Origin of the sequence: Mesonia sp. K4-1, assembly GCF_008017825.1 — a bacterium.
Taxonomy (GTDB): Bacteria; Bacteroidota; Bacteroidia; order Flavobacteriales; family Flavobacteriaceae; genus Mesonia.
The window spans coordinates 1-20,988 of sequence record NZ_VRLS01000083.1 but is presented as its reverse complement, the minus strand read 5'-3'; the positions used below and the strand labels follow the sequence as shown (position 1 = coordinate 20,988).

17 protein-coding genes and 2 tRNA genes are annotated in these 20,988 nt (G+C 32.6%); 13 read left to right on the top strand and 6 right to left on the bottom strand.

Annotated elements, in window-relative coordinates:
• Positions 1-18: 18 nt before the first annotated feature.
• Genes FT986_RS12060 through FT986_RS12050 form a run of 3 tightly spaced genes read right to left on the bottom strand, consistent with a single transcriptional unit; the run spans position 19 to position 3,481 of the window.
• Positions 19-1,362: a (Fe-S)-binding protein gene (locus FT986_RS12060; protein ID WP_147865267.1), complete on the bottom strand. Its 1,344-nt coding sequence runs from the start codon at positions 1,360-1,362 to the stop codon at positions 19-21.
• A 12-nt stretch (positions 1,363-1,374) separates the two neighbouring features.
• Complete coding sequence (locus FT986_RS12055; protein ID WP_147865266.1) at positions 1,375-2,322, bottom strand: MlaD family protein; 948 nt, start codon at positions 2,320-2,322, stop codon at positions 1,375-1,377.
• A gap of 55 nt (positions 2,323-2,377) precedes the next feature.
• Positions 2,378-3,481, bottom strand: a complete 1,104-nt coding sequence (locus FT986_RS12050) for an N-acetylmuramoyl-L-alanine amidase (RefSeq protein ID WP_147865265.1) — start codon at positions 3,479-3,481, stop codon at positions 2,378-2,380.
• Positions 3,482-3,617: 136 nt separating this feature from the next.
• On the opposite strand from FT986_RS12050, the gene FT986_RS12045 reads away from it, so the two are divergent.
• The 3 genes from FT986_RS12045 (at position 3,618) to FT986_RS12035 (ending at position 8,553) form a co-directional block, all read left to right on the top strand.
• A complete protein-coding gene (locus FT986_RS12045) occupies positions 3,618-6,311 on the top strand; it encodes a putative LPS assembly protein LptD (protein WP_147865264.1) in 2,694 nt (897 codons plus the stop codon).
• Positions 6,312-6,321: 10 nt separating this feature from the next.
• Complete coding sequence (locus FT986_RS12040; RefSeq protein WP_147865263.1) at positions 6,322-6,702, top strand: Rid family detoxifying hydrolase; 381 nt, start codon at positions 6,322-6,324, stop codon at positions 6,700-6,702.
• A gap of 126 nt (positions 6,703-6,828) precedes the next feature.
• A complete protein-coding gene (locus tag FT986_RS12035) occupies positions 6,829-8,553 on the top strand; it encodes a sodium:solute symporter family protein (protein ID WP_147865262.1) in 1,725 nt (574 codons plus the stop codon).
• Here the strand turns inward: FT986_RS12035 and FT986_RS12030 are convergent.
• Positions 8,550-12,941 carry a translocation/assembly module TamB domain-containing protein gene (locus FT986_RS12030; RefSeq protein WP_255505963.1) on the bottom strand — a complete coding sequence of 1,464 codons (4,392 nt, stop codon included), beginning with the start codon at positions 12,939-12,941 and terminating at the stop codon, positions 8,550-8,552. The genes FT986_RS12035 and FT986_RS12030 overlap by 4 nt on opposite strands.
• A gap of 198 nt (positions 12,942-13,139) precedes the next feature.
• On the opposite strand from FT986_RS12030, the gene tsaD reads away from it, so the two are divergent.
• The 6 genes from tsaD to FT986_RS12000 are packed head-to-tail and all read left to right on the top strand — an operon-like array spanning position 13,140 to position 18,356.
• Entirely contained in the window at positions 13,140-14,162 is a 1,023-nt protein-coding gene (tsaD, locus tag FT986_RS12025; RefSeq protein WP_147865260.1) for a tRNA (adenosine(37)-N6)-threonylcarbamoyltransferase complex transferase subunit TsaD, read from the top strand.
• 1 nt (position 14,163) lies between these two features.
• Complete coding sequence (locus tag FT986_RS12020; RefSeq protein WP_147865259.1) at positions 14,164-14,868, top strand: 16S rRNA (uracil(1498)-N(3))-methyltransferase; 705 nt, start codon at positions 14,164-14,166, stop codon at positions 14,866-14,868.
• A gap of 35 nt (positions 14,869-14,903) precedes the next feature.
• On the top strand, positions 14,904-15,542 hold the full coding sequence (locus FT986_RS12015) for a DUF4159 domain-containing protein (RefSeq protein WP_147865258.1): 639 nt from the start codon (positions 14,904-14,906) through the stop codon (positions 15,540-15,542).
• A gap of 1 nt (position 15,543) precedes the next feature.
• A complete protein-coding gene (locus tag FT986_RS12010; protein ID WP_147865257.1) occupies positions 15,544-16,062 on the top strand; it encodes a TrmH family RNA methyltransferase in 519 nt (172 codons plus the stop codon).
• A gap of 19 nt (positions 16,063-16,081) precedes the next feature.
• Positions 16,082-17,170 (top strand): AI-2E family transporter, encoded by a 1,089-nt coding sequence (locus tag FT986_RS12005; RefSeq protein WP_111540174.1) that lies wholly within the window; start codon positions 16,082-16,084, stop codon positions 17,168-17,170.
• A gap of 4 nt (positions 17,171-17,174) precedes the next feature.
• Positions 17,175-18,356 carry a class I SAM-dependent methyltransferase gene (locus tag FT986_RS12000; RefSeq protein ID WP_147865256.1) on the top strand — a complete coding sequence of 394 codons (1,182 nt, stop codon included), beginning with the start codon at positions 17,175-17,177 and terminating at the stop codon, positions 18,354-18,356.
• Here FT986_RS12000 and FT986_RS11995 read toward each other — a convergent pair.
• Both FT986_RS11995 and FT986_RS11990 read right to left on the bottom strand, forming a co-directional pair.
• Positions 18,353-18,916 carry a phenylacetate--CoA ligase family protein gene (locus FT986_RS11995; RefSeq protein WP_147865255.1) on the bottom strand — a complete coding sequence of 188 codons (564 nt, stop codon included), beginning with the start codon at positions 18,914-18,916 and terminating at the stop codon, positions 18,353-18,355. The genes FT986_RS12000 and FT986_RS11995 overlap by 4 nt on opposite strands.
• A complete protein-coding gene (locus FT986_RS11990; RefSeq protein WP_147865254.1) occupies positions 18,917-19,159 on the bottom strand; it encodes a phenylacetate--CoA ligase in 243 nt (80 codons plus the stop codon).
• On the opposite strand from FT986_RS11990, the gene FT986_RS11985 reads away from it, so the two are divergent.
• The 4 genes from FT986_RS11985 to FT986_RS11970 form a co-directional block, all read left to right on the top strand.
• Positions 19,160-19,894, top strand: coding sequence for an NAD(P)/FAD-dependent oxidoreductase (locus tag FT986_RS11985; RefSeq protein ID WP_187248628.1), 735 nt, complete (start codon positions 19,160-19,162; stop codon positions 19,892-19,894). It begins immediately after the preceding gene.
• Between the two features lie 319 nt (positions 19,895-20,213).
• Positions 20,214-20,297, top strand: a tRNA-Ser gene (locus FT986_RS11980).
• Between the two features lie 25 nt (positions 20,298-20,322).
• Positions 20,323-20,397, top strand: a tRNA-Pro gene (locus FT986_RS11975).
• A gap of 253 nt (positions 20,398-20,650) precedes the next feature.
• On the top strand, positions 20,651-20,988 hold a 338-nt coding region (locus FT986_RS11970), incomplete at its 3' end, for an Arm DNA-binding domain-containing protein (RefSeq protein ID WP_255505962.1).

The window sequence follows — 20,988 nt, the reverse complement described above, 5'->3', positions numbered from 1 at the left end:
AGAGTAATTTTTAAATTTTTATTTTTCTTCTGCCCAATTTAAACGATCCATCTGGTTGTAAGGCCAAGGTGCTCCATTGTTTTCAATATTACCCATAGCAATATTTAATTCATTAGGTGCTGCACTTTCTTCCATCACTAAATATCTTCTCATTTCCATAATAATAGATAAAGGATCTATTCCTATAGGACAAGCTTCTACACAAGCATTGCAAGTAGTACAAGCCCAAAGCTCTTCTTTGGTGATGTAATCGTTTAAAAGTTGTTTGCCGTCTTCTTTAAATTCTCCTTTATTAGAATCTATATTTGCTCCCACTTCTTCTAAGCGATCGCGCGTATCCATCATAATTTTTCGCGGAGATAGTTTTTTTCCGGTTTGGTTTGCGGGACATTCTGAAGTACAACGTCCACATTCTGTACAGGTATATGAGTTAAGTAGTTGTACCCAATTTAAATCTTGTACATCGCTTGCTCCAAATTTCTCTGGTTCTTCTGTTTCCACGGAAGCGTCTGGTGCTGCAAAAGGATCTGCATTAGGATCCATCATTAATTCTACTTCTTTCTTTACAGCTTCTAAATTATCAAATTCACCTTGAGGTTTTAATTTAGCATAATAAGTATTTGGAAAAGCTAAAAGTATATGTAAATGTTTTGAATAATATAAGTAATTCAGGAAGAATAAAATTCCTAATATATGTAACCACCAAGCTGTTCTCTCTACAATAATTAAAGTGGAAATACTTAAACCATCAATAAGTGGCACTAAAAACTGACTTATAGGAAAAGATCCTACTATTCCACCTTCACTTGCATAATGATCGGCTCCTAAGGTTTGTAATTGAAAATCGGCTGCATTCATTAATAGAAAGAAAACCATTAAGATCATTTCAAAATACAAAATATTATTAGCATCATTTTTAGGCCAACCCGTCATTTCATTTGCCCAAAAACGTTTAATTCTAACCACATTTCTACGAATCCAAAAAATAACAACTCCTAAAAATACAAGAAATGCTAAAACTTCAAATGAACCAATGAGAACGTCATATGTAGTTCCTAAAAAAGAAAAAATTCTATGAGTTCCAAAAATACCATCAATGATAATTTCTAAAACTTCTATGTTAATGATTACAAAACCTACGTAGACAACAATATGTAAAAAACCTGCGATAGGTCTTTTTACCATCTTTGATTGACCCAATGCTACTCTTGCCATATTAGCAAAGCGTTCTTTGGGTTTATCGTTTCTATCTATCTCTTTCCCTAAGCGTATGTTTCTTACTAATTTCTTTACATTTCTAGCAAAGAAGCCAAAGCCAAAAACTAAAGCGATAACAAATAAAATTTGTCCTAATAATGCCATATTGTTTTGTAATTATTTGAGCGAATCTTTTGGTTTTTTATATTTATCTCCGTTTTTCCCGAATACAGAGAAGTGAACATAACGTTTTGGATTAAGCTTAATGTCTTGCAGCAATTGTTCTAATTGCTTTGTAGCTCTATCCATATTATTGTAAACCTTATCATCTTTTAAAAGTTTACCTGCTGTTCCTTTCCCGTTGTTTAAGTCGTCTGAGATTTTCTTGAAATCTGCGATCACGCCTTCAAAATCCCCTACCATCTTATTAAGATCAATTTGAGCTATTGAATCTGAGAATTTATTAAAATTTCCAGACATTTCATCTAGATTGGTAAAAGTTCTATTTAATTTTTCTTCGTTATTACCAAGAATATTATTTGCTTTGTTTGCTACACCATTAAATGAAGCAACGGTTTGGTTAAGATTAGCAAATGTCTGTTTAAGATCTTCTCTAGTTTTTTCGTTTAAAACATCATTAATGGCATATAATAAAGAATCTGCACTAACAATAGCACTTTCTACTTTTTGCTGAAGCGGAGTTAATCGATCGTTAACCAACTCTAATAATCCTTCTTCAATATCGCCAACTAAGGTATCTCCAGAGTTTGCCAATTCACCTTCGTAATGAGGGATTATTGCCATACTCTTTCCTCCTATTAAGCTACCACCATAAATTCTCGCTACACTTTTTTTAGTGAATTCGAAATCATCTTCTATATTCATGGTCACTAAAACTCTTCCTTTTTTATTAAGAAAAGAAATATCGGTAATAGAACCTACTTTAAGTCCGTTAATGGTTACCGTAGATGATTTTGCTAGACCTTCTACTTCATTATAAGTAGCGTAAAAAGTTCTATTGTCTTGGAGTAAATTATTTCCTTTTAAAAAGCTATAACCAAAAATTAATAAGGCAATAGCTACAATAGCTAACAAAGCTGTTTTTACTTCTTTAGTAATCTTCAAATGAATGTGTTTTTATAGGTTAGCAAATTTAATGATTAAATATAGAAAAGTCACTTTATTTCTTCGGACTTTTTAACGCCTCATTAACGCTAATTTTTTTTCCATCTTTAAATGCCACCAAGTAACTACTCTTATAACCCGCTGCTTTTGCTTGAGCAAGAAATTCTTTTCCTTTATTATGACTAGAAGTATTTCCGTAGTAATATTTATATAATTTATTTTCTTTTTGCCTTTCTATACCTTTAAGGCCTTTGAAATTATAGGGTGCAGTTTCTAAAGCTGTAGAACCTGCTGCTATTTGAACCTTAAAAGTAACTCCTTGATAATTATCATTATACCCATCTTTAACCTTTAATGTTTCATCTACAATCTTTGTACTATTGGAGAAATCATGGTTAATACTGTTCTTATAATTTATAATTCCTTCTTGAATGGATTTAGCAATTTGCTCTTTACCTTTATTGGATTTTAAATAAGAACCTTCTGGTTTGTAGGAAAGAAAACCTATTTCAGTAAGAACACTTGGCATAAAGGTTTCTCTTAGCACTAAGAACCCCGCTTGCTTTACTCCTCTATCTACACGCTTTAATTTATTTGTATATTCTTTCTGAATAAAATCTGCTAATAAAATACTCTGATCTAAATATTCTTCCTGCATTAAAGTCATTCCTATGTAAGAAGAAGGATCTTTAGGATCAAAACCATCATAAGTCACTTCATAGTTTTCCTCGAGATAAATTACAGAGTTTTCTTTCATTGCAATATCGAGGTTATCTTTATTTCTGTGTAAACCTAAAGCGAATGTTTCAGTTCCATGAGCGCTAGAGTTATGACCATTACAGTGTATAGAGACAAATAAATCTGCATCAGCGTCATTTGCTATTTCTGCTCGTTTATGCAATGGAATAAAAACATCGGTTTTACGAGTGTATATAACTTTTAAATTATCAAACTTCTCTAAAGCTTTACCTACACGCAAAGCTATATCTAATGCAATGTGTTTTTCATAAAATCCATGCCAACTATTTCCAGAATCTTTTCCTCCATGTCCTGCGTCTATAACTACTATGAAAGGCTTAGAAGGCTTTTCTCCTTTGGAATAACTATTGATAGATAAAAAGAAACAAAAAAATATAATTAAAACTATATTGTTTTTCATAATGAATGAGTTAGTCTTTTAAAATTAACACTTGGTTTTTTATTTTTATAAAATCTATATAGACCTTTAAAAAATATATGTAATTTTGGAGTTTCAAAAAGCAAGCCAAAATCACACAAAAATAGTACTCTAAGCATTGCAAACAAACTTCATTTACATACTTTTCACGTATTTTTTTGTGATACTAGGTTCTACGGCAATCTATGCTCAAGAAATTGATACCATTACAAAAGTAAATATTCCCGCACAAAGAGAAGTTGTTTTCCCTTTAAGTGATAGTCTTAACAGCAAACCTTTATCTGTAGTAGATTCCGTGAAAACGGATACCATTAAACCGCAAAAAGAATCTTTCTTAACTGCAAACGTGGTTGCTACAGCAAAAGATTATATGCGTTACGACAGGAAAAACGGACAGGCTTATTTGTATAATGAGGCTAAAATTGTATATGGTGATTTGACCATTGAAGCGGGACTTATTATTTTAGACAAACAAAAAAATGAAATTTACGCCTTTGGGATAAAAGATTCTACGGGTACGTATACACAAAGCCCTATTTTTACTCAAGGAGAAAATATTGTAAAACCAGATAGTATTCGCTTTAATTTTACTACTGAAAAAGCTTTAATTCATAATTCTAGAACCGAGCAAGGCGGCTTTAATGTAAAGGGAGAAACCACCAAACGAGAAAATGACTCGGTCTATTACATGAAGAATGTAAAATTCACTACTTCTAAAGATATAGATAATCCCGAATATTATTTTTACGCCAGAAAAATTAAATTGGTTCCCGAAAAGAAAATCGTCACTGGGTTGGTAAATATGTATATCGCAGACGTCCCTACTCCGCTTGGTTTACCTTTTGGATATTTTCCCTTAACGGATGAAAGAGCATCAGGTTTTATTATTCCTTCTTTTGGTGATAATCAAAACAGAGGTTACTTTTTACAAAATGGTGGATATTACTTTAATATGAGTGACTATGTAGATCTTGCAGTTTTAGGTGATTACTATACTAATGGAAGTTATGGTGTTAGGATAGAATCTAATTATGCATTACGCTATCGTTTTAACGGAAATGTAAGTTTTAGGTATGAAAAACTCCTAAACAGTGAACGTGGTTTCCCCGATTTCTCGGAAAGTTCTATTTACAACTTACGCTGGAATCATTCTCAAGACCAAAAAGCAAGTCCGTCAAGCAGGTTTCAAGCCTCAGTGAATTTGGGTAGTAGTCGTTATTATCAAGAAACTATTAATCAAACCAACACAGGTAATTTCTTGAATAACAACTTAAGTTCTTCTGTTTCTTACTCCAAAACTTTTGATTGGGAACCTCAAGTAAATTTGAGTATTGCCGCTACCCATAATCAAAATACAAATACAGAAGAAATTAATATGACTTTGCCTACAGTACAGGCAAGTATGTCACGTATTTTTCCTTTTGAACCCAAAAACGGAACTAAAAAAGGAATCATTCAGAATATTAATTTTCAATATAGTTTACGAGGAGAAAATAGAGTCAACACGACCGACTCCCTTTTCTTTAAACCACAAATGTTTAGAGATTTACAATCTGGTATTCAACATACTGTGCCTGTAAGTACTAACTTTAAACTGTTTAATTACTTTAGTGTAAGTGCAGGTACTTCTTTACAAGAAAATTGGGTTTTTAAAACTATTGATCGTTCATACAATTCAAATCTACAAGAAGTGGTAACCGATACTGTTAATGGTTTCGACTCTTTTAGAACTTACAATTTCAATTCGAGTATAGGGACAACGGTTTATGGTTTATTTAAATTTAAAGAAGAAGGAAAAATACAAGCCATTCGTCACGTAGTTAGACCATCATTGAGTTATAGCATTAATCCTGCATTTGATGAATTTTATGATACTTACTTAGTTCCTGAAACTTCTGGTTTACCTGAAGAAATTGTAGAGTATTCTAGGTTTGAAGGAGGTATTTTTGGAGCTCCTGGTAATCGTTATTCTAGTAATATTGGTTTTTCTGTTACCAATGATTTTGAAGCTAAAATTAGATCTAAAGATACCACAGTCACCGAACCTATAAAGCGTAAATTACTAAGTAATTTATCATTATCATCTTCCTATGATTTGGCTGCCGATTCTTTAAATTTTCAACCTGTTACCGTACGGGGAGTTTTGCCGATTATAGAAAATAAATTAGATATCAATTTTAACGGCGCATTAGATCCTTATGCACTTAATAGTAATAATCAACGCATTGATACTTGGAATATAAATAACGGCGGAAGCTTATTTAGACTTACGAGAGCTAATGTAAGTTTTGGATATAACATTTCTAATAAAGATTTTGAACGCGGAGAAAAAGATACCGATAAAGTAGAAAACGAAACCTTTAGAAGCGGTGGAAGACCTGATGATTTATTTGGAAAATCTACCGATTTAGATGGTCGGCTTTATGAAGAAGAGGAAGAAGAGGAAGTTGTTGAAAATGACACCGAACGTTATCGCTATTCCATTCCTTGGAAAATTAGGTTTGCTTATACCGCAACTTATAATAATTTAAGACGAGAAGATGAAATTTCTTCACACTCGCTCATGTTTTCTGGAGATGTTGAGCTTTCTCCTCGTTGGACGATTGGTGCATCATCTGGTTACGATTTCAAAAACCCAGGATTTACCTTTACTCAACTTAGGTTTCAACGAGATTTAGAAAGCTGGAGACTATCTTTTAACTGGACTCCTTTTGGAGATCGTGAGTCTTGGTACTTTTTTATCGGGATTAAAGCCAGTATCTTAAGTGATATTAAATACGACAAAAACAGAGAACGAGATAGAAGTTTATAAAAACAATAAGATGAAAAAAATTATAAAAACTACCCAAGCTCCTGCTCCCATTGGTCCATACAATCAAGCTGTATTATCAGGAAATACGTTATATACGAGTGGTCAAATTGCAATAAATCCACAAACTAATGAGTTGGTTATCGATGATCTCGAAAAAGAAACTAACCTCGTGATGCAAAATTTAAAAGCTGTTTTAGAAGCTGCAGATATGACTTTTGAGAATGTGATTAAAACCTCCATTTTTATTAGTGATATGAATAACTTTCAGCAAATTAATAAAGTTTACGCCACCTATTTTAACGAAGAAACAGCCCCTGCAAGAGAAACCGTAGAGGTTGCTAATCTTCCTAAATTTGTAAATGTAGAAATTAGTGCTATTGCAGTAAAATAAAATATCTCAAAGGAAATTACGAGGCATTTAATTATCATACCTAATTCTAAGTACTTTCTCTAAGCTTTTAAATATTGATTATCGAGTAAAATAATTTAAGTACTTTTATTTCTCAAAACACAACCTATGGCATTATCTACTTTAGACTGGGTACTTATTATTTCATTTTTTATCATCAGTCTTCTTGTTGGCGTTCTCGTTTATCGAAAAAGTAGTAAAAATGTAGATAGTTTTTTTCTTAGCGGAAGAAATATGCCGTGGTGGTTATTAGGAGTTTCTATGGTGGCTACAACATTTGCAGCCGATACTCCAGGTCTTGTTGCAGGAATCGTACGTAAAGATGGAGTTTACGGAAATTGGATTTGGTGGTCTTTTTTGTTAACAGGAATGCTTACCGTCTTCTTCTATGCTAAACTTTGGCGTAGAAGTAATATTACTACCGATTTAGAATTTTATGAAATCCGCTACAGCGGAAAAAGTGCCGCATTATTACGAGGTTTTAGAGCTCTCTATTTAGGAGTTTTTTTCAACATAGTTATTATGGCGACCGTGTGTCTAGCAGCGATAAAAATTGGACACGTATTATTTGGCTTTTCTGAAATTCAAACTCTTGTTATCGCATCTTTAGTTACTGTTTTTTATTCGCTCCTTGGCGGATTAAGAGGTGTTCTTATTACAGATTTCATACAGTTTATCATTGCCATGGTAGGAAGTATATGGGCCAGTTACTACATAATTAATTTACCTCAAATTGGAGGATTAGAAAATTTATTGAGTCATGATTTAGTAGAAAGCAAAACTCCATTCTTTCCAGATTTTTCTCAACCAGAAATCATCATTCCTTTATTAATTATTCCACTTTCAGTACAATGGTGGAGTGTCTGGTATCCTGGTGCAGAGCCTGGCGGTGGTGGATACATTGCCCAGCGTATGCTTGCTGCAAAAGATGAAAAAAATGCAGTGCTAGCCACTTTATTTTTCAATATTGCTCACTATGCTTTACGTCCTTGGCCTTGGATTATTATTGGTTTAGCTTCTCTTATTATTTATCCCGACTTACAAAGTTTACAAACGGCTTTTCCTAATTTAGATGCGTCATTTGTAAAAGATGATTTATCCTATTCTGCTATGTTAGTTTTTCTACCGTCAGGGTTATTGGGAATTGTGATTACCTCATTAATTGCAGCTTTTATGAGCACCATATCCACACATCTCAACTGGGGAAGTAGTTATGTTGTGAATGATTTTTATGCACGTTTTGTTAATAAAGAAGCTTCAGAGAAATCTAAAGTAAGAGTTGGCAGACTTTCTACCATTATCATGATGGTTTTAGCAGGTCTACTTTCTTTGATTTTAGAAGAAGCTAGGGATGCTTTTAATCTTTTATTGCAAATTGGTGCAGGCACGGGATTATTATTTATTCTCCGTTGGTTTTGGTATAAAATCAATCCGTATAGTGAAATTGCTGCAATGATAGCTTCTTTTTTAGTAGCTGTATTTTTCTTTATTAATAGTAAGCTTGAAATCCCATGGTTTGAACTTGCTTCTCATTGGCAATTAGTCATTGGGGTTATTATCACTACTATTTCTTGGGTGAGTGTGACGCTTTTAACACAGCCAAGTGATCAGAAAACTTTAGAGAAATTTGAAAAATTAGTATTTAGTGACGGAAAATTTAAACATATAAATTATAAAGTTGGGGCTTTTCTTTTAGGTACTTTAGGAATATATACCTGTCTTTTTGGTACTGGTTTTTTAATCTATGGAGATTATATAGAGGCTATAATTTCATTTAGCATTACTGCCATAAGCTTTTTATACTTAATTAAAAACTGGAGTAAAATTGTTTAATTAACTCCTGGAAATTGAATATAATCTGGCGCTAAAGATTTAGGGTTTTCCTCTACTTCTTCTGGCACTTGTTCTAATCTTTCAATTTCTTTGTTTAATATTTTATTGATTAGCTCTCTAAACGTGTCAAAATCTACTGAGTAAGATAGTCCTACACCCTGAGTATAGCCTAATTGTTCTCCTATATACTGAATGTTGTTTTCTCTATTAAATAATTTTGCTCTAAGACTACCATCTTCATTTAATAAAAGGTCTATTTCTACATTTCCTACAACCACAGATTCAGTTACTCCACCTACTGGAACCCCTACTCTTCCGTTAAGCAAAATACGTTTGCTTATTTGAGTGCTTAAGGTTACCCCAAAACGGTCAGCCACATCTTGATCTGGAGTTCTATCTCCCTGAACATAGTTTACCCCTACCTTAAATTTACCATCCTCATCACTAAAAATATCATCAAATAATCCTGAAGCTCTTTCTAGTAGTAAATTTCCAGGAGCGTTTTGCCCACGAGAAGTCTGACTGTAAAAACTACCTTGTGTAATTAAAGAAAGAGCTTGCAATTCGGTATTTTGTCTATCACTAATTCTATATTCTAATTCTGATTTTACCACAGAACTTAAATTAGGGTACTCTATATCGAAAGTCAAATCGGTTGAAGTTAATTCTCCGTTAAGGTTAATATAAACTTCAATTGGTATATTTCTATTAATAGTAGGGTTTTCTAGTAAAATCGCAGGGTTTGCTGAAGTTTCATACAAAGCTCTTACATTAAGATTAGCTCGTGTAGGACTACCATCCCAAGTTATGTTTCCTCCTGAAACCACTTGAAACTCTTTTTGCACTAAACCTCCATATTTAAAATTGTAGACTCCTTCATAAGCTACAAAATCTCCCCACATATTAAATTTACCATTGGTGTTTATTTCTATTAATAAAGTTCCAGCTCCACGACCTCTTAGCGTGCTTCCACTATTTTGATCGACTACGATCTCCACTTCGGCATCGTTGGTAACATCTAGATCAAAGACTAACTCTAATCCTTTTACAGGTTTAGTTTCTACCTCCTTACCTTGTTCTCTTGCTATTTTTTCTTCTCGAGTTAAAAAGTATATAAAGGAGTTATCTCCAATCGTTTCGGTATCACTTAACGGAATTTTAAACACCGTACCACTTTCTGTGGTTGCAGTAACATCTATTTTTAATTCTTCTGTGGGACCTTTAATAGAAGCATTTCCGCTAATAAATGCTGTTCCGTAATACAAAGCGTCTTCAGTAGCTTCTGTATCTAAAACTACTAGTCTTTCTGGTGCAATAATATCCAAATCGAGTTCCCATTTAGAGAAATTTTGATGAGAAATTGTTCCGTTAAGGACTCCTTTAGTTTTAAACTTTGTATCGGTAATATCAATTTTATTAAATAGAAATTGTTGCTTAGATAAATCTACGATTGCCTGATCTTCAAAATCTAAATCGACATTTAAATAAGGAAATTTTACTCCGGCTTGATCTAAAGTTAATCTTCCTGAAATATCTGGATTACTATAATCGCCAGTTATGCTTGCCCGCCCAGAGGCTTCTCCCCTTATATTAGATATGACATCTGCTCCCAACGCACTAAAAGCTTCTAATTTAAATTTATTAAGATCTACCGTTAAATCTATATTAGAGTTCTCTGAGCTTACATTTATACCCCCTTTTGCTTTAAGAAATTCATATTCTTCATCTTTTAAAATAGCATCTATTTGATAAGAAGTAAGTGACTTATTTCCTTCAATAGAAAGGTCTAAATTCCCGTAATCAATCTCGTTGATCGATACGTTTTTAATTTCCAATGAACTACTAGGATAGTAAACTCCTTCTTTTTGAAGAAAATTAAGCTCTCCGTTTACAATTCCGCCAAGGTCTAAACTATCAATATACGGAGTGATTTTCTTTAAATCTACATCGTTAAAATCTGCATGAAAATTTTTATAAGTAGAGTCTGTTAATTTACCGCTTAGCTTAATTAACTCATCTTCATGAGAAATTAGCAGCGTATCTAAATTAAAGGTAGTCAGTTCATTATTAAAAATCAATTTTTGACTTTTTAAATTTTCTTTATTTATATACCATTTAGCTTCTTTAAACTTAAAGTTTGATTTTCTAAAACCTACAACAGATTGGTTGTCTTCATTAATCGTATGGTATAAACTTAGGTTAAAATCATCATTATTATTATCTCCTCCTTGAAACTCTGTTCTTATAAATAAAGTGTCTCGTAATGTTACATTAATCAGATTAAATTTTGATGCATTATAAAACGATGTTGAAATGCTATCTACTTCTAAATAGGCATTAAAAAGCGGATTAGAGTTATCGATCTGTAAATTAATATCTTGTAATTTATTGGCGAAAACTTCCATTTGAGGAGCGTTAAATGTAAGTTTAAAATCATCTTCTTCAGATTCTACGCTACCGCGGATAAATGTATTGGGCGAGAGTTTAATGTCTGGCAATACAACTTCTACGATCTTATTATAAATATCAAAATTAAAATCTAAATATTGATTGGATTCTATTTCTATAGGCTGATAATTGGCATATAAACTTCCTATAGAATTTTGAAATAAAGCTGGAACCTCCCTTAGGTTAAACTTACCTATCACTTCTCCACTAATGATATCGGGAGAACTTACTGTAATTTCTCTTACTTCGTTTTCAAAACTTGAAGTAATGGTAAATTTCTCAAAATTGTAAGTTGCTTTTTGATTTTGATAAGAAGCTCCAGTTAATACAATTTTTCCCTCAGCATTATCGAGGGTCGTTCCTCTCATATTCATAAGAACATCTCCCTTAAATATAGAGAGTGAGTCTCGCTCTACAAAATTGAGGTTATACAAATTTGCATATTCTACGTGAGCATTAAAATCGAATATATTTTCCTTTTCAGAAACATCTACTAATCCATCAAACTTAAATTTTAAATTAGGATCCTTGCTAATTAGCTTTCCATTAAAATAAGGGTTTCTTAAAATACCCAACACTTTTAAATTTCGATATGTATATCCGTTAAAGCGAAGTTTTTCAATGGTTCCATTTAATTTTGTGTTTAAAGTATTTTGTGTAAAACCTGTTCCATCTACTTTTAAATTAAAAGTAGTTTTTCCTAATTGATCATTCCCTACTAATCGGCCTAAATTGAAGTCATTAAAAACAATTTTTCCCTTATAAGTAGCAAAATTGGTATCATTTAAAGCACCTAATTGAAGGTCTAGATTTGCATTACCCAATTGGCTGGTTACTGTAGATTTGGTAGAAACCGTGGTAGGTGTCGCTTCTAAATATCCGTTAAGGTTAATATTACCAATTTCGATAAGTTCTTTAGGTAAATTTCTTCCTAATACATTGGGTAATAGATTTACGAGGTCATAATAATTTGTAGATAATTGATTAAAATTACCACTCACTTTAAAATCGCTGGAATTTTCTGCCAGCATATTTTTTAAATTAAGATTACCGTTAATTACACTTCTATCCATTCCGCGCATTTTCCAGTTTTCTAGATTTAAATCGTTAAAAGTGCCAGAAAGATTTCCTTCAAAATCAAAATTTTCCTTTTCTCCGAACTCTTCATAAAAGACCTTTAAATCTTTTGTATTAATAGAAGAAGGTTTAAACTGTGCTTCTAGATTCACTTTATTTTCAAAATCACTAAAGGCTTCAGGGCTTTCGTAGTTAAATTTTATACTTCCAGAGAGTGATGACTCTTCAGTTTTTAGCTGAAGATCTTTTAAACTCATAAATTGTGAAGTATAAGAGAATTTAGTTTTTAAATTTTCTATGGGAATTTCTCTACCTTCTAATCCGTTTAAACTGTTTACGTCTACAAAAACATCACTATTATCCACCAAAAGATTAGAGGCATTGATATTTAGATTACTTATTGAAACTAGATTGGGGTATTTATTATTTTCGTCTACGTAGGTAAAATTTCCGTTAAGGATATTTATCTCGTCAATAGTTAAAGAAAAGTCTTGCGTTTTGGGTTGACCCGAATCAAACTTTTCTCCGAAAATAGTAAGATTATCACTTTCTTCGCCTTTATAACGTTTTAAATTAAGCTGTAGTTCATTAACCTCTGCGTTTCCAAAATCTAAATCATAACCTGTTATTAGTCCTGAAATATTTAATAGCGAAGTGCTTATTTCTTTTGCAGTTATCAAGGTGTCTTGGTGGTGATCTTCAATAAAAACCTCTTCTAAAACCACTCTCCCGTCGTAGGAAACACTTAAACTTTCTACATCAATTTTAGCATCATATTTCTCATAAAGAAAATCGGTTAGTTGATTGGCTACTGAAGTTTGTACACTAGGAATTGAAAACACCAATACCAGTAGTAAAAACAATAGTAAAATAGCTACTATAACCCTTCCTAATATTTTGAGAAATTTTTTAATGGAGTTTCTTATTGAATTGGTTGATATAAAAAAGAATAATCCTAATTTTGTTTGTTTTAATTAAGCTGTTAACTTCGTAAGTATACAATTACAAAAATAAGCAGCTTTAGCAACAATATTAACAATTTTTGTGCCTAATATTTCATAATGAACACACAAAATATCTATATTCTTGGCATTGAGTCTTCTTGTGATGATACCGCATCTGCTGTATTACACAACGGGAAAATTCTTAGCAACATTGTAGCGACTCAAGAAGTGCATAAAAAATATGATGGTGTAGTACCAGAATTAGCTTCTAGAGCACATCAACAAAACATTGTTCCTGTAATAGATCAGGCTTTAAAAGAGGCTGGAGTTACCAAAGAACAACTTTCTGCCATAGCGTTTACTCGAGGTCCTGGATTAATGGGTTCCTTATTGGTAGGTACATCTTTTGCTAAATCTTTAGCGATGGCTTTACAGATTCCTCTTATTGAAATCAATCATATGCAAGCCCATATTTTAGCTCATTTTATTGATGATGCGAGTGAACGTAAACCTAATTTTCCTTTTTTAGGAGTAACTATTAGTGGCGGTCATACCCAAATTGTTCAGGTAGATGATTATTTTAAAATGAACGTTATTGGTGAAACTTTAGATGATGCCGTTGGAGAAGCTTATGATAAATGTGGGAAAATGTTAGGACTTCCTTATCCAGGCGGACCTTTGATCGATAAATATGCTCAAGAAGGAAATGAGAAAGCGTTCCCATTTACAAAACCAAAGGTAGACGGTCTTAATTTTAGCTTTAGCGGATTAAAAACTGCAGTCTTGTACTTTTTACAGCGCGAGGAGAAAAATAATCCAAACTTTATTGAAGAAAATCTTAAAGATATTTGTGCTTCTTTTCAATATACCGTAGTTCAAATATTATTAGATAAGCTTAAAAAAGCTGTCAAAGAAACAGGAATTAAAGAAATTGCTATTGGTGGGGGTGTTTCTGCTAACAAAGGAATAAGAACCATGTTAAAAGAACAAGAGCAAAAAAGAAATTGGATTACACACATCCCAAAATTTGAATATACTACAGATAATGCGGCTATGATAGCTATTGTAGGACATTATAAGTTCTTACAAAAAGATTTTACCGATTCTTCCATAAGTGCAAAAGCAAGATACAGTATTTAGTATGCAACTATTTTATCAAGAACATATTAACCCCGAAGATACATCTATCGTTTTCACCAAAGATGAGAGTAGACATATAGCCAAAGTTTTACGAAAAAAGGAAGGTGATGTATTACACGTTACAAATGGTAAAGGTTATCTTTTTATTGCTGAAATTGTTCAAGCAAATCCCAGCCAGTGTTTAGCAAAAATTACCGATCAACAAGCAGATACCCCGAAGCCTTACCGTTTACATTTAGCAGTTGCTCCTACCAAAATGAATGATAGATTTGAGTGGTTTTTAGAAAAAGCTACTGAAATTGGTATCGATGAAATCACTCCACTTTTATGCGATCACAGTGAGAGAAAAAAAATAAAGCTTGAGCGCTATGAAAGAGTTTTACAAAGTGCGATGAAACAATCACTTCATTATAGATTACCCAAATTAAACCAGCTGATTCCTTTTTCAGAGTTTTTGAAGAAGAATGAAGATGAAAACTGTTTTATAGCTCATTGCGAAGAAACCGATAAGCAATTGCTCTCTAAATCAATTCCGCTTCAGCAAAGTTATACTTTATTGATAGGTCCTGAAGGTGATTTTTCTACTGCTGAAATTGATTCTGCAAAAGAACATCATTTTAAACCTGTAAGTTTAGGAAATACGAGATTAAGAACCGAAACCGCTGCTATTGTAGGAACACATACTTTTGCCTTAGTACACGAGTAAAAAATAATTTCTATCTTTAAATTTTAAAGCACCTTATGCGTCATCTCTTTATCATATTTTTTTTACTTATCGGAAGTATTCAAGCGCAAGAGGTCGCGGTATTAAAATATAATGGTGGTGGTGATTGGTATGGGAATCCCACAGCATTACCTAATTTAGTAAAGTTTTGCAATAGTAATATTGAGACCAAAATAAACACCAAAATTGTTGAAGTAATTCCTTCTTCTCCTGAAATTTTTAACTATCCTTTTATTCATATGACTGGGCACGGGAATGTTCATTTTAATAATGAAGAAGCTCAAAACCTAAGAAATTATCTCCTTAGTGGAGGTTTCTTACATATTGATGATAATTATGGGATGAATCAATACCTGAGAAAAGAGTTAATCAAAATTTTTCCCGATAAGGAATTACAAGAAATTCCTTCTAATCATCCTATATTTTCTATCGCTTACAACTTCCCTGATGGTTTGCCTAAAATTCATGAACACGATGGAGAACGACCCCAAGCTTTAGGACTTTTTGAAAATAACCGACTTATTTTATTATTCACCGTTGAAAGTGATTTAGGAGATGGTTGGGAAAACCCTGAAATTCATAATGATCCCGAAAGCGTTCGTTTAAAAGCTTTAAAAATGGGAGCTAACATTGTTCAATACGCTTTTGAATATTAATATGTCTAGACAACTTAATCACGACGAAGTGGAATTTAACAAAGAAAAATTCCCCATTATACTTATTGCAGATCGTATATCGAGTCCTGCTAATCTAGGAAGTTTATTAAGGTTAGCAGATGCTTTTCATATAGAAAAGATCATGGTGTTAGATTCTATAGTAGACCTTAATAGCAACCGCTTAAAAAGAACTGCTAGATCTACGGAAAAAACGGTAGCCATAGATTTTTATGAAAATATAGAAAAGCTTTTAGAAGAGATAGATGTGGAGCATTCTCAATTTATAAGTTTAGAAATTACTGAAGACAGTATTCCTATAGAAAATTTGAAAATTGAAAGTTTTAAAAAGCTTATTTTAATTATAGGGGAAGAACGTACGGGCGTTCAAAAAGAATTACTAGAAAAAAGTGCTGCTGTAACACATATAACTATGTATGGTAATAATAGTAGTATGAATGTAGCACAAGCTACAGGAATCAGCTTATATGAGATTACTAAAAAAATTGTAGCCAATCGCTAATAAATAATATCTTTAACTTATGAAAGCAAAAACAATTACGCTTGGTATTTTAAGAGCATTAGGAATAATCGTAGCTATACTTTTATTCTGCCTGTTCGTATACAAAATACAATCAGTTATTGTTTATATTGCTATTGCGGCGGTAATCTCTTTAATAGGAAGACCTATCGTTTGGTTTTTAAAAAAACGCCTTAAAATACCTATTAAACTTGCAGTAATTATCGTCTTACTGATGGTCACGGCTATTTTTATAGGAATCATAGCACTTTTTGTTCCGATTATAGTTCAACAAAGTGAAAATCTAGGTCAGATTGACTTTGACGCTTTTAAAACAGATCTAAATGAGCTCAATATTCAGGTAAGAGAATATTTGGGAGTTGAACAAATTGATATTATTCAAGGTTTAAGACAAACCAGTTTTGTACGTAATTTTGACTTAGAGGTGATACCTAATTTTATGAATCTTATTTTTGGCGGATTAGGAACTGCATTAATAGGTGTTTTTTCTATTGTTTTTATTTCATTTTTTCTTTTAAAGGATAGTAAGTTAATGCTAAACAGCATTTTGGTTTTTTCTAATCGTGGTGACGAAGACCGATTTAAAAGAGTTTTTGAAAAAATAAAAGCTTTATTATCTAGATACTTTGTAGGACTTACCTTACAAATATTTGTGCTTTTCGTCCTCTACTCTGCTTTGCTCATGATTTATGAAGTAGATAACCCTATTGCTATCGCATTTATTTGCGCTTTTTTAAATATAGTACCATATTTAGGTCCCTTAGTTGCAGGAGTTCTTATGATGTTATTTGTGATTTCTAGTAATTTAGGAGCCGATTTTTCTACTATAATTCTTCCTAAATTAATGTATGTTATGGCTGGTTATGGTGTAGCTCAACTTATTGACAACTTTATCAATCAACCTTTAATTTTTGGGAAGAGTGTAAAATCTCATCCGTTAGAAATATTCTTAGTTATTCTTATTGCGGGACTTTTATTTAACGTAATTGGTATGATTGTCGCCATTCCTGTGTATACTGCCTTAAAAGTAATTGCTAAAGAAGCTTTTAGCGAATATAAGATTGTAAAGAATCTTACTAAAGATATGTAAGGTTATGAATTTTGCTTTATTAGATTTAAATGTGCAGGATTATATCTGTGAAAACGAAAATACCAATATTGCACAACTTATTTTAAAAGGAAGTCCGTTTACCGGAATTACTTCTGCCGAAATTGCCCAACAAATTGAAGCTCGTAAAAAAGCTAAAAGTAAAATTCCCACTTGGTATGAAACTCAGAAAATTTATTTTCCTCCAAGTTTAAATTTAGAACAGACCTCTTCAGAAATTACTGCAAAATACAAAGCTTCGCTTGTTTATGGTGATCAACTAATAGATTTAACTGGCGGGTTTGGAATTGATTGTTTTTACTTTGCTAAAGAAGTTACTAAGGTTACTCACGTTGAGCTCAATAAAGAATTATCACAAATCGCTGAGCATAATTTTAAACAACTTTCGAGTAAGGAGAATATAGATTTTGAAACAGGAAATAGTCTAGAATACCTTAAAAACTCCTCTACTCATTACGATTGGATTTTTGTAGATCCTGCAAGAAGAGACGACCGTGGGGGAAAAGTTTTTCGTTTGCAAGATTGTGAACCCGATGTACTTTCACACCTTAACCTTCTTTTAGATAAATCGCATTTTATACTCATCAAAACCTCACCATTACTCGATATTCAATTGGGGTTAAAAGAACTTTCTTTTATAAAAGAAATTCATATCGTTGCTGTAAATAATGAGGTAAAAGAGCTTCTATGGCTTATTGATAAATCATACGACGGAAAAACTAAGGTGATCTCTAAAAATTTCACAAAAGCAAAAGAACAAGATTTTACAGCTTTTTTAGAAGAGGAAACTTTAGCTAAAGCGGAATATGCCAATCCAGTTAATTATATCTACGAACCTAATTCTGCTATTTTAAAAGCAGGTTTTTTTAAGCTTATAGCAGAAAAACTCAATCTAAAAAAATTAGCACAACACAGTCATCTTTATACATCAGAGAATCTTATTACATTTCCTGGAAGACGTTTTAAAGTTATAGAAACCTCTATCTTTTCCAAGCAAGACATGAAAATTTGGAAACAACAAAAAGCAAATATTACCACTCGAAACTTCCCGATTTCAGTAGAAAATATTAGAAAAAAATTCAAAGTTAAAGATGGTGGAAATGATTATCTTTTTTTTACCACGCAACAAAGCGGAGAAAAGATAGTAATTCATACTCAAAAAGTCTAATCCCTTCTTACATCTAAAAAACGGACAGGTTTTCTACTACCCTCTGGAAAAATTCTTGATTTTAATTCCGTTAAGGCTAAACATTTTATAAGGGGAGTTACCCATAAATTTCCTTTTAAAATTTCTTTAATAGATTGTTCTAAACTCTCGCTTACTTCCAAAGGAATGACAACCGTAAGTTCATCTGTTTCCATCTCATTTAAAGTGACTTGTATTTGATAGTCGGGTAAATTTTCTAAAGTTGCTAGAACATTGATAATTTGCTGCGGATAAACACTTGTACCCTTATAATTAATGAGTTGTTGTTTTCTGCCTAAGACTGAAGATATAAGCGGTGCGGCTTGTTTGCAACTACAGGTTTGTCCTAATTTCTTTACCAAATCTCCTGTGGCATATCTTAGTAAAGGCATTGTTTTTACGCCCAATGTAGTAACCACCAACTCTCCTACTTCTCCAATTTCAACTTCTTTTCCCTCTTCATTTAAGATTTCAGTATAGATTAGATCTTCGGGAATGTGCAAACCTTGATGTTGGGGACACTCGGTAAAAGCGGTACACATTTATGTACTTGCATACGTAGAAAATAGCTCTATATCCCAAAGCGAATTTATTTTTTTTCCTAAGCTGTTCAATTCATGATTTTCATCTCTCAAGGCTTCTCCAATACATATCACACCTTTAATAGAGGAGTTTTTAAAGTCTATCTGATTCTCTTGTGCGTATAGAACTAATTTAACAAGAAAGGAAGGCACAGCTACTAAATACGTAGGACGTGGCAAGTGCCCCGTGATGATTTTGATCATGTGTTAGCAGAAGAATGCATTAAAAAAGGAGTTGAAATAGAGTTTGAAACTACAGTTATAGACGCTTCCTTTACGGAAGAAAAGGCAACATTAACTATAGAGAATGAAAAAAATGGTATATCTCAATTAGATGCTAATTATATAATTGATTCTAGCGGATTTGGAAGAGTTTTAGCTCAACTTTTAAACCTTGAAGCTCCTCCACAAGTTGCACAACACTCATCTATCTTTACACAAATAAAAGACATTAGACGACCGAGCGGAAAGGAAGGTTCACTTATTACTTTCGATATTATAGAAGAAGAAGTTTGGTTTTGGTACATTCCGCTATCTAACGGAAATACAAGCATTGGTTTTGTGGCGCCTAACGATTGGTTTCTTCAATTTAAAGGGAATACTAATGAAAAGCTTCGTCAAATGCTTCCGTTAACGGAAAAATATTATCCTCAATTTAAAGAGTTACCCTTTTTATTTGAGCCTATACAAGTAAATAATATTGCTAAAAATGTAACTAAGCTTTACGGAAATCGCTTTGTCCTTACAGGCAATAGTGCAGAATTTTTAGATCCTGTTTTTTCTTCTGGTGTTTCTTTTGCTACAGAATCGGGCCTCTTAGCTGCCAAATTAATTGTGAAAGAGCTCAGAAGCATTACTGTTATTTGGGAGAAAGAATATGTAGATTACATAAAAAGCGGAGTAAATGTTTTTTTCTACGTATGTAAAAGAGTTTTATAATGGAAATCTTAAAAAAATAATAATGCACCAACAACCTAATGAAGAAATAAAACAACAAGTATGTGCTGTCATAGCCGGTTATGTATGGAATGAGGAAAATCCTTTTGTTAAAAAACATAATAAGTAGGTGAAAAACGTAGCTCGTTTAATAGATTTAGAAAATAATTTTAAAAAAAATAATCTATAAAATTCTCATAGCTAGAACACTATAGAATACTTAAAAAAAAAGCCAAAAAAAACTATCCAAAAACTTGCCGAGAAGATAAAGACGTCTTATATTTGCAACCGCAATAACAAAGCGAAAGTTCATAATTTTAACGGAGAGGTGCCAGAGTGGTAATGGAGCAGATTGCTAATCTGTCGACGGGTAACTGTCGCCAGGGTTCGAGTCCCTGTCTCTCCGCTAAACATCTTTAAGTTATACACCTCGGGGTGTAGCGTAGCCCGGTCATCGCGCCTGCTTTGGGAGCAGGAGGTCGCAGGTTCGAATCCTGCCACCCCGACTATTAAAATCTAGGTTTTAATACAAATCAAGAGTAATTATATGAATATCATATAGTTACTCTTTTTTTTTGCTATAAACTCAAGCAAATGATCTCATTCAAAACCTGAGTAAATCGTGAGTTTTTTGGCCTTAGCCTGAGTTAATCGTGAGTTCATTTTTTGTATCTTTACGATCTTAAATTACTTATTTAGAGCATTTTGTAATAGTTTGACTTTCGTACAGCAACTATTGTTTCATTAAAGAAAGACCAAATGCGTACAAATCAAACCTATTCCGTATCATTTTTTATCCGTAAAAAGAAAAAACAACCCCAATTAGCCGCTCTGTATGTCAGAATTACCGTCAATGGCAGATCAATGGAACTTAGCTTAAAAAGAACGATCCCTTCAGAAAAGTGGGATTCCGTAAAAAACCGGTATAAAGGAAATTCTGAGGAGGCAAAAATTATTAATGCTAAGATTCAGGGAAACCATTCCAAATTGCTTTCCATTTATGACGAATTAATCAAAGAGGATAAAATTATTACTGCCCAACTTGTCAAAGCCCGGTATTTGGGCACGGACCAAAAACACAAATCCTTAACCGATCT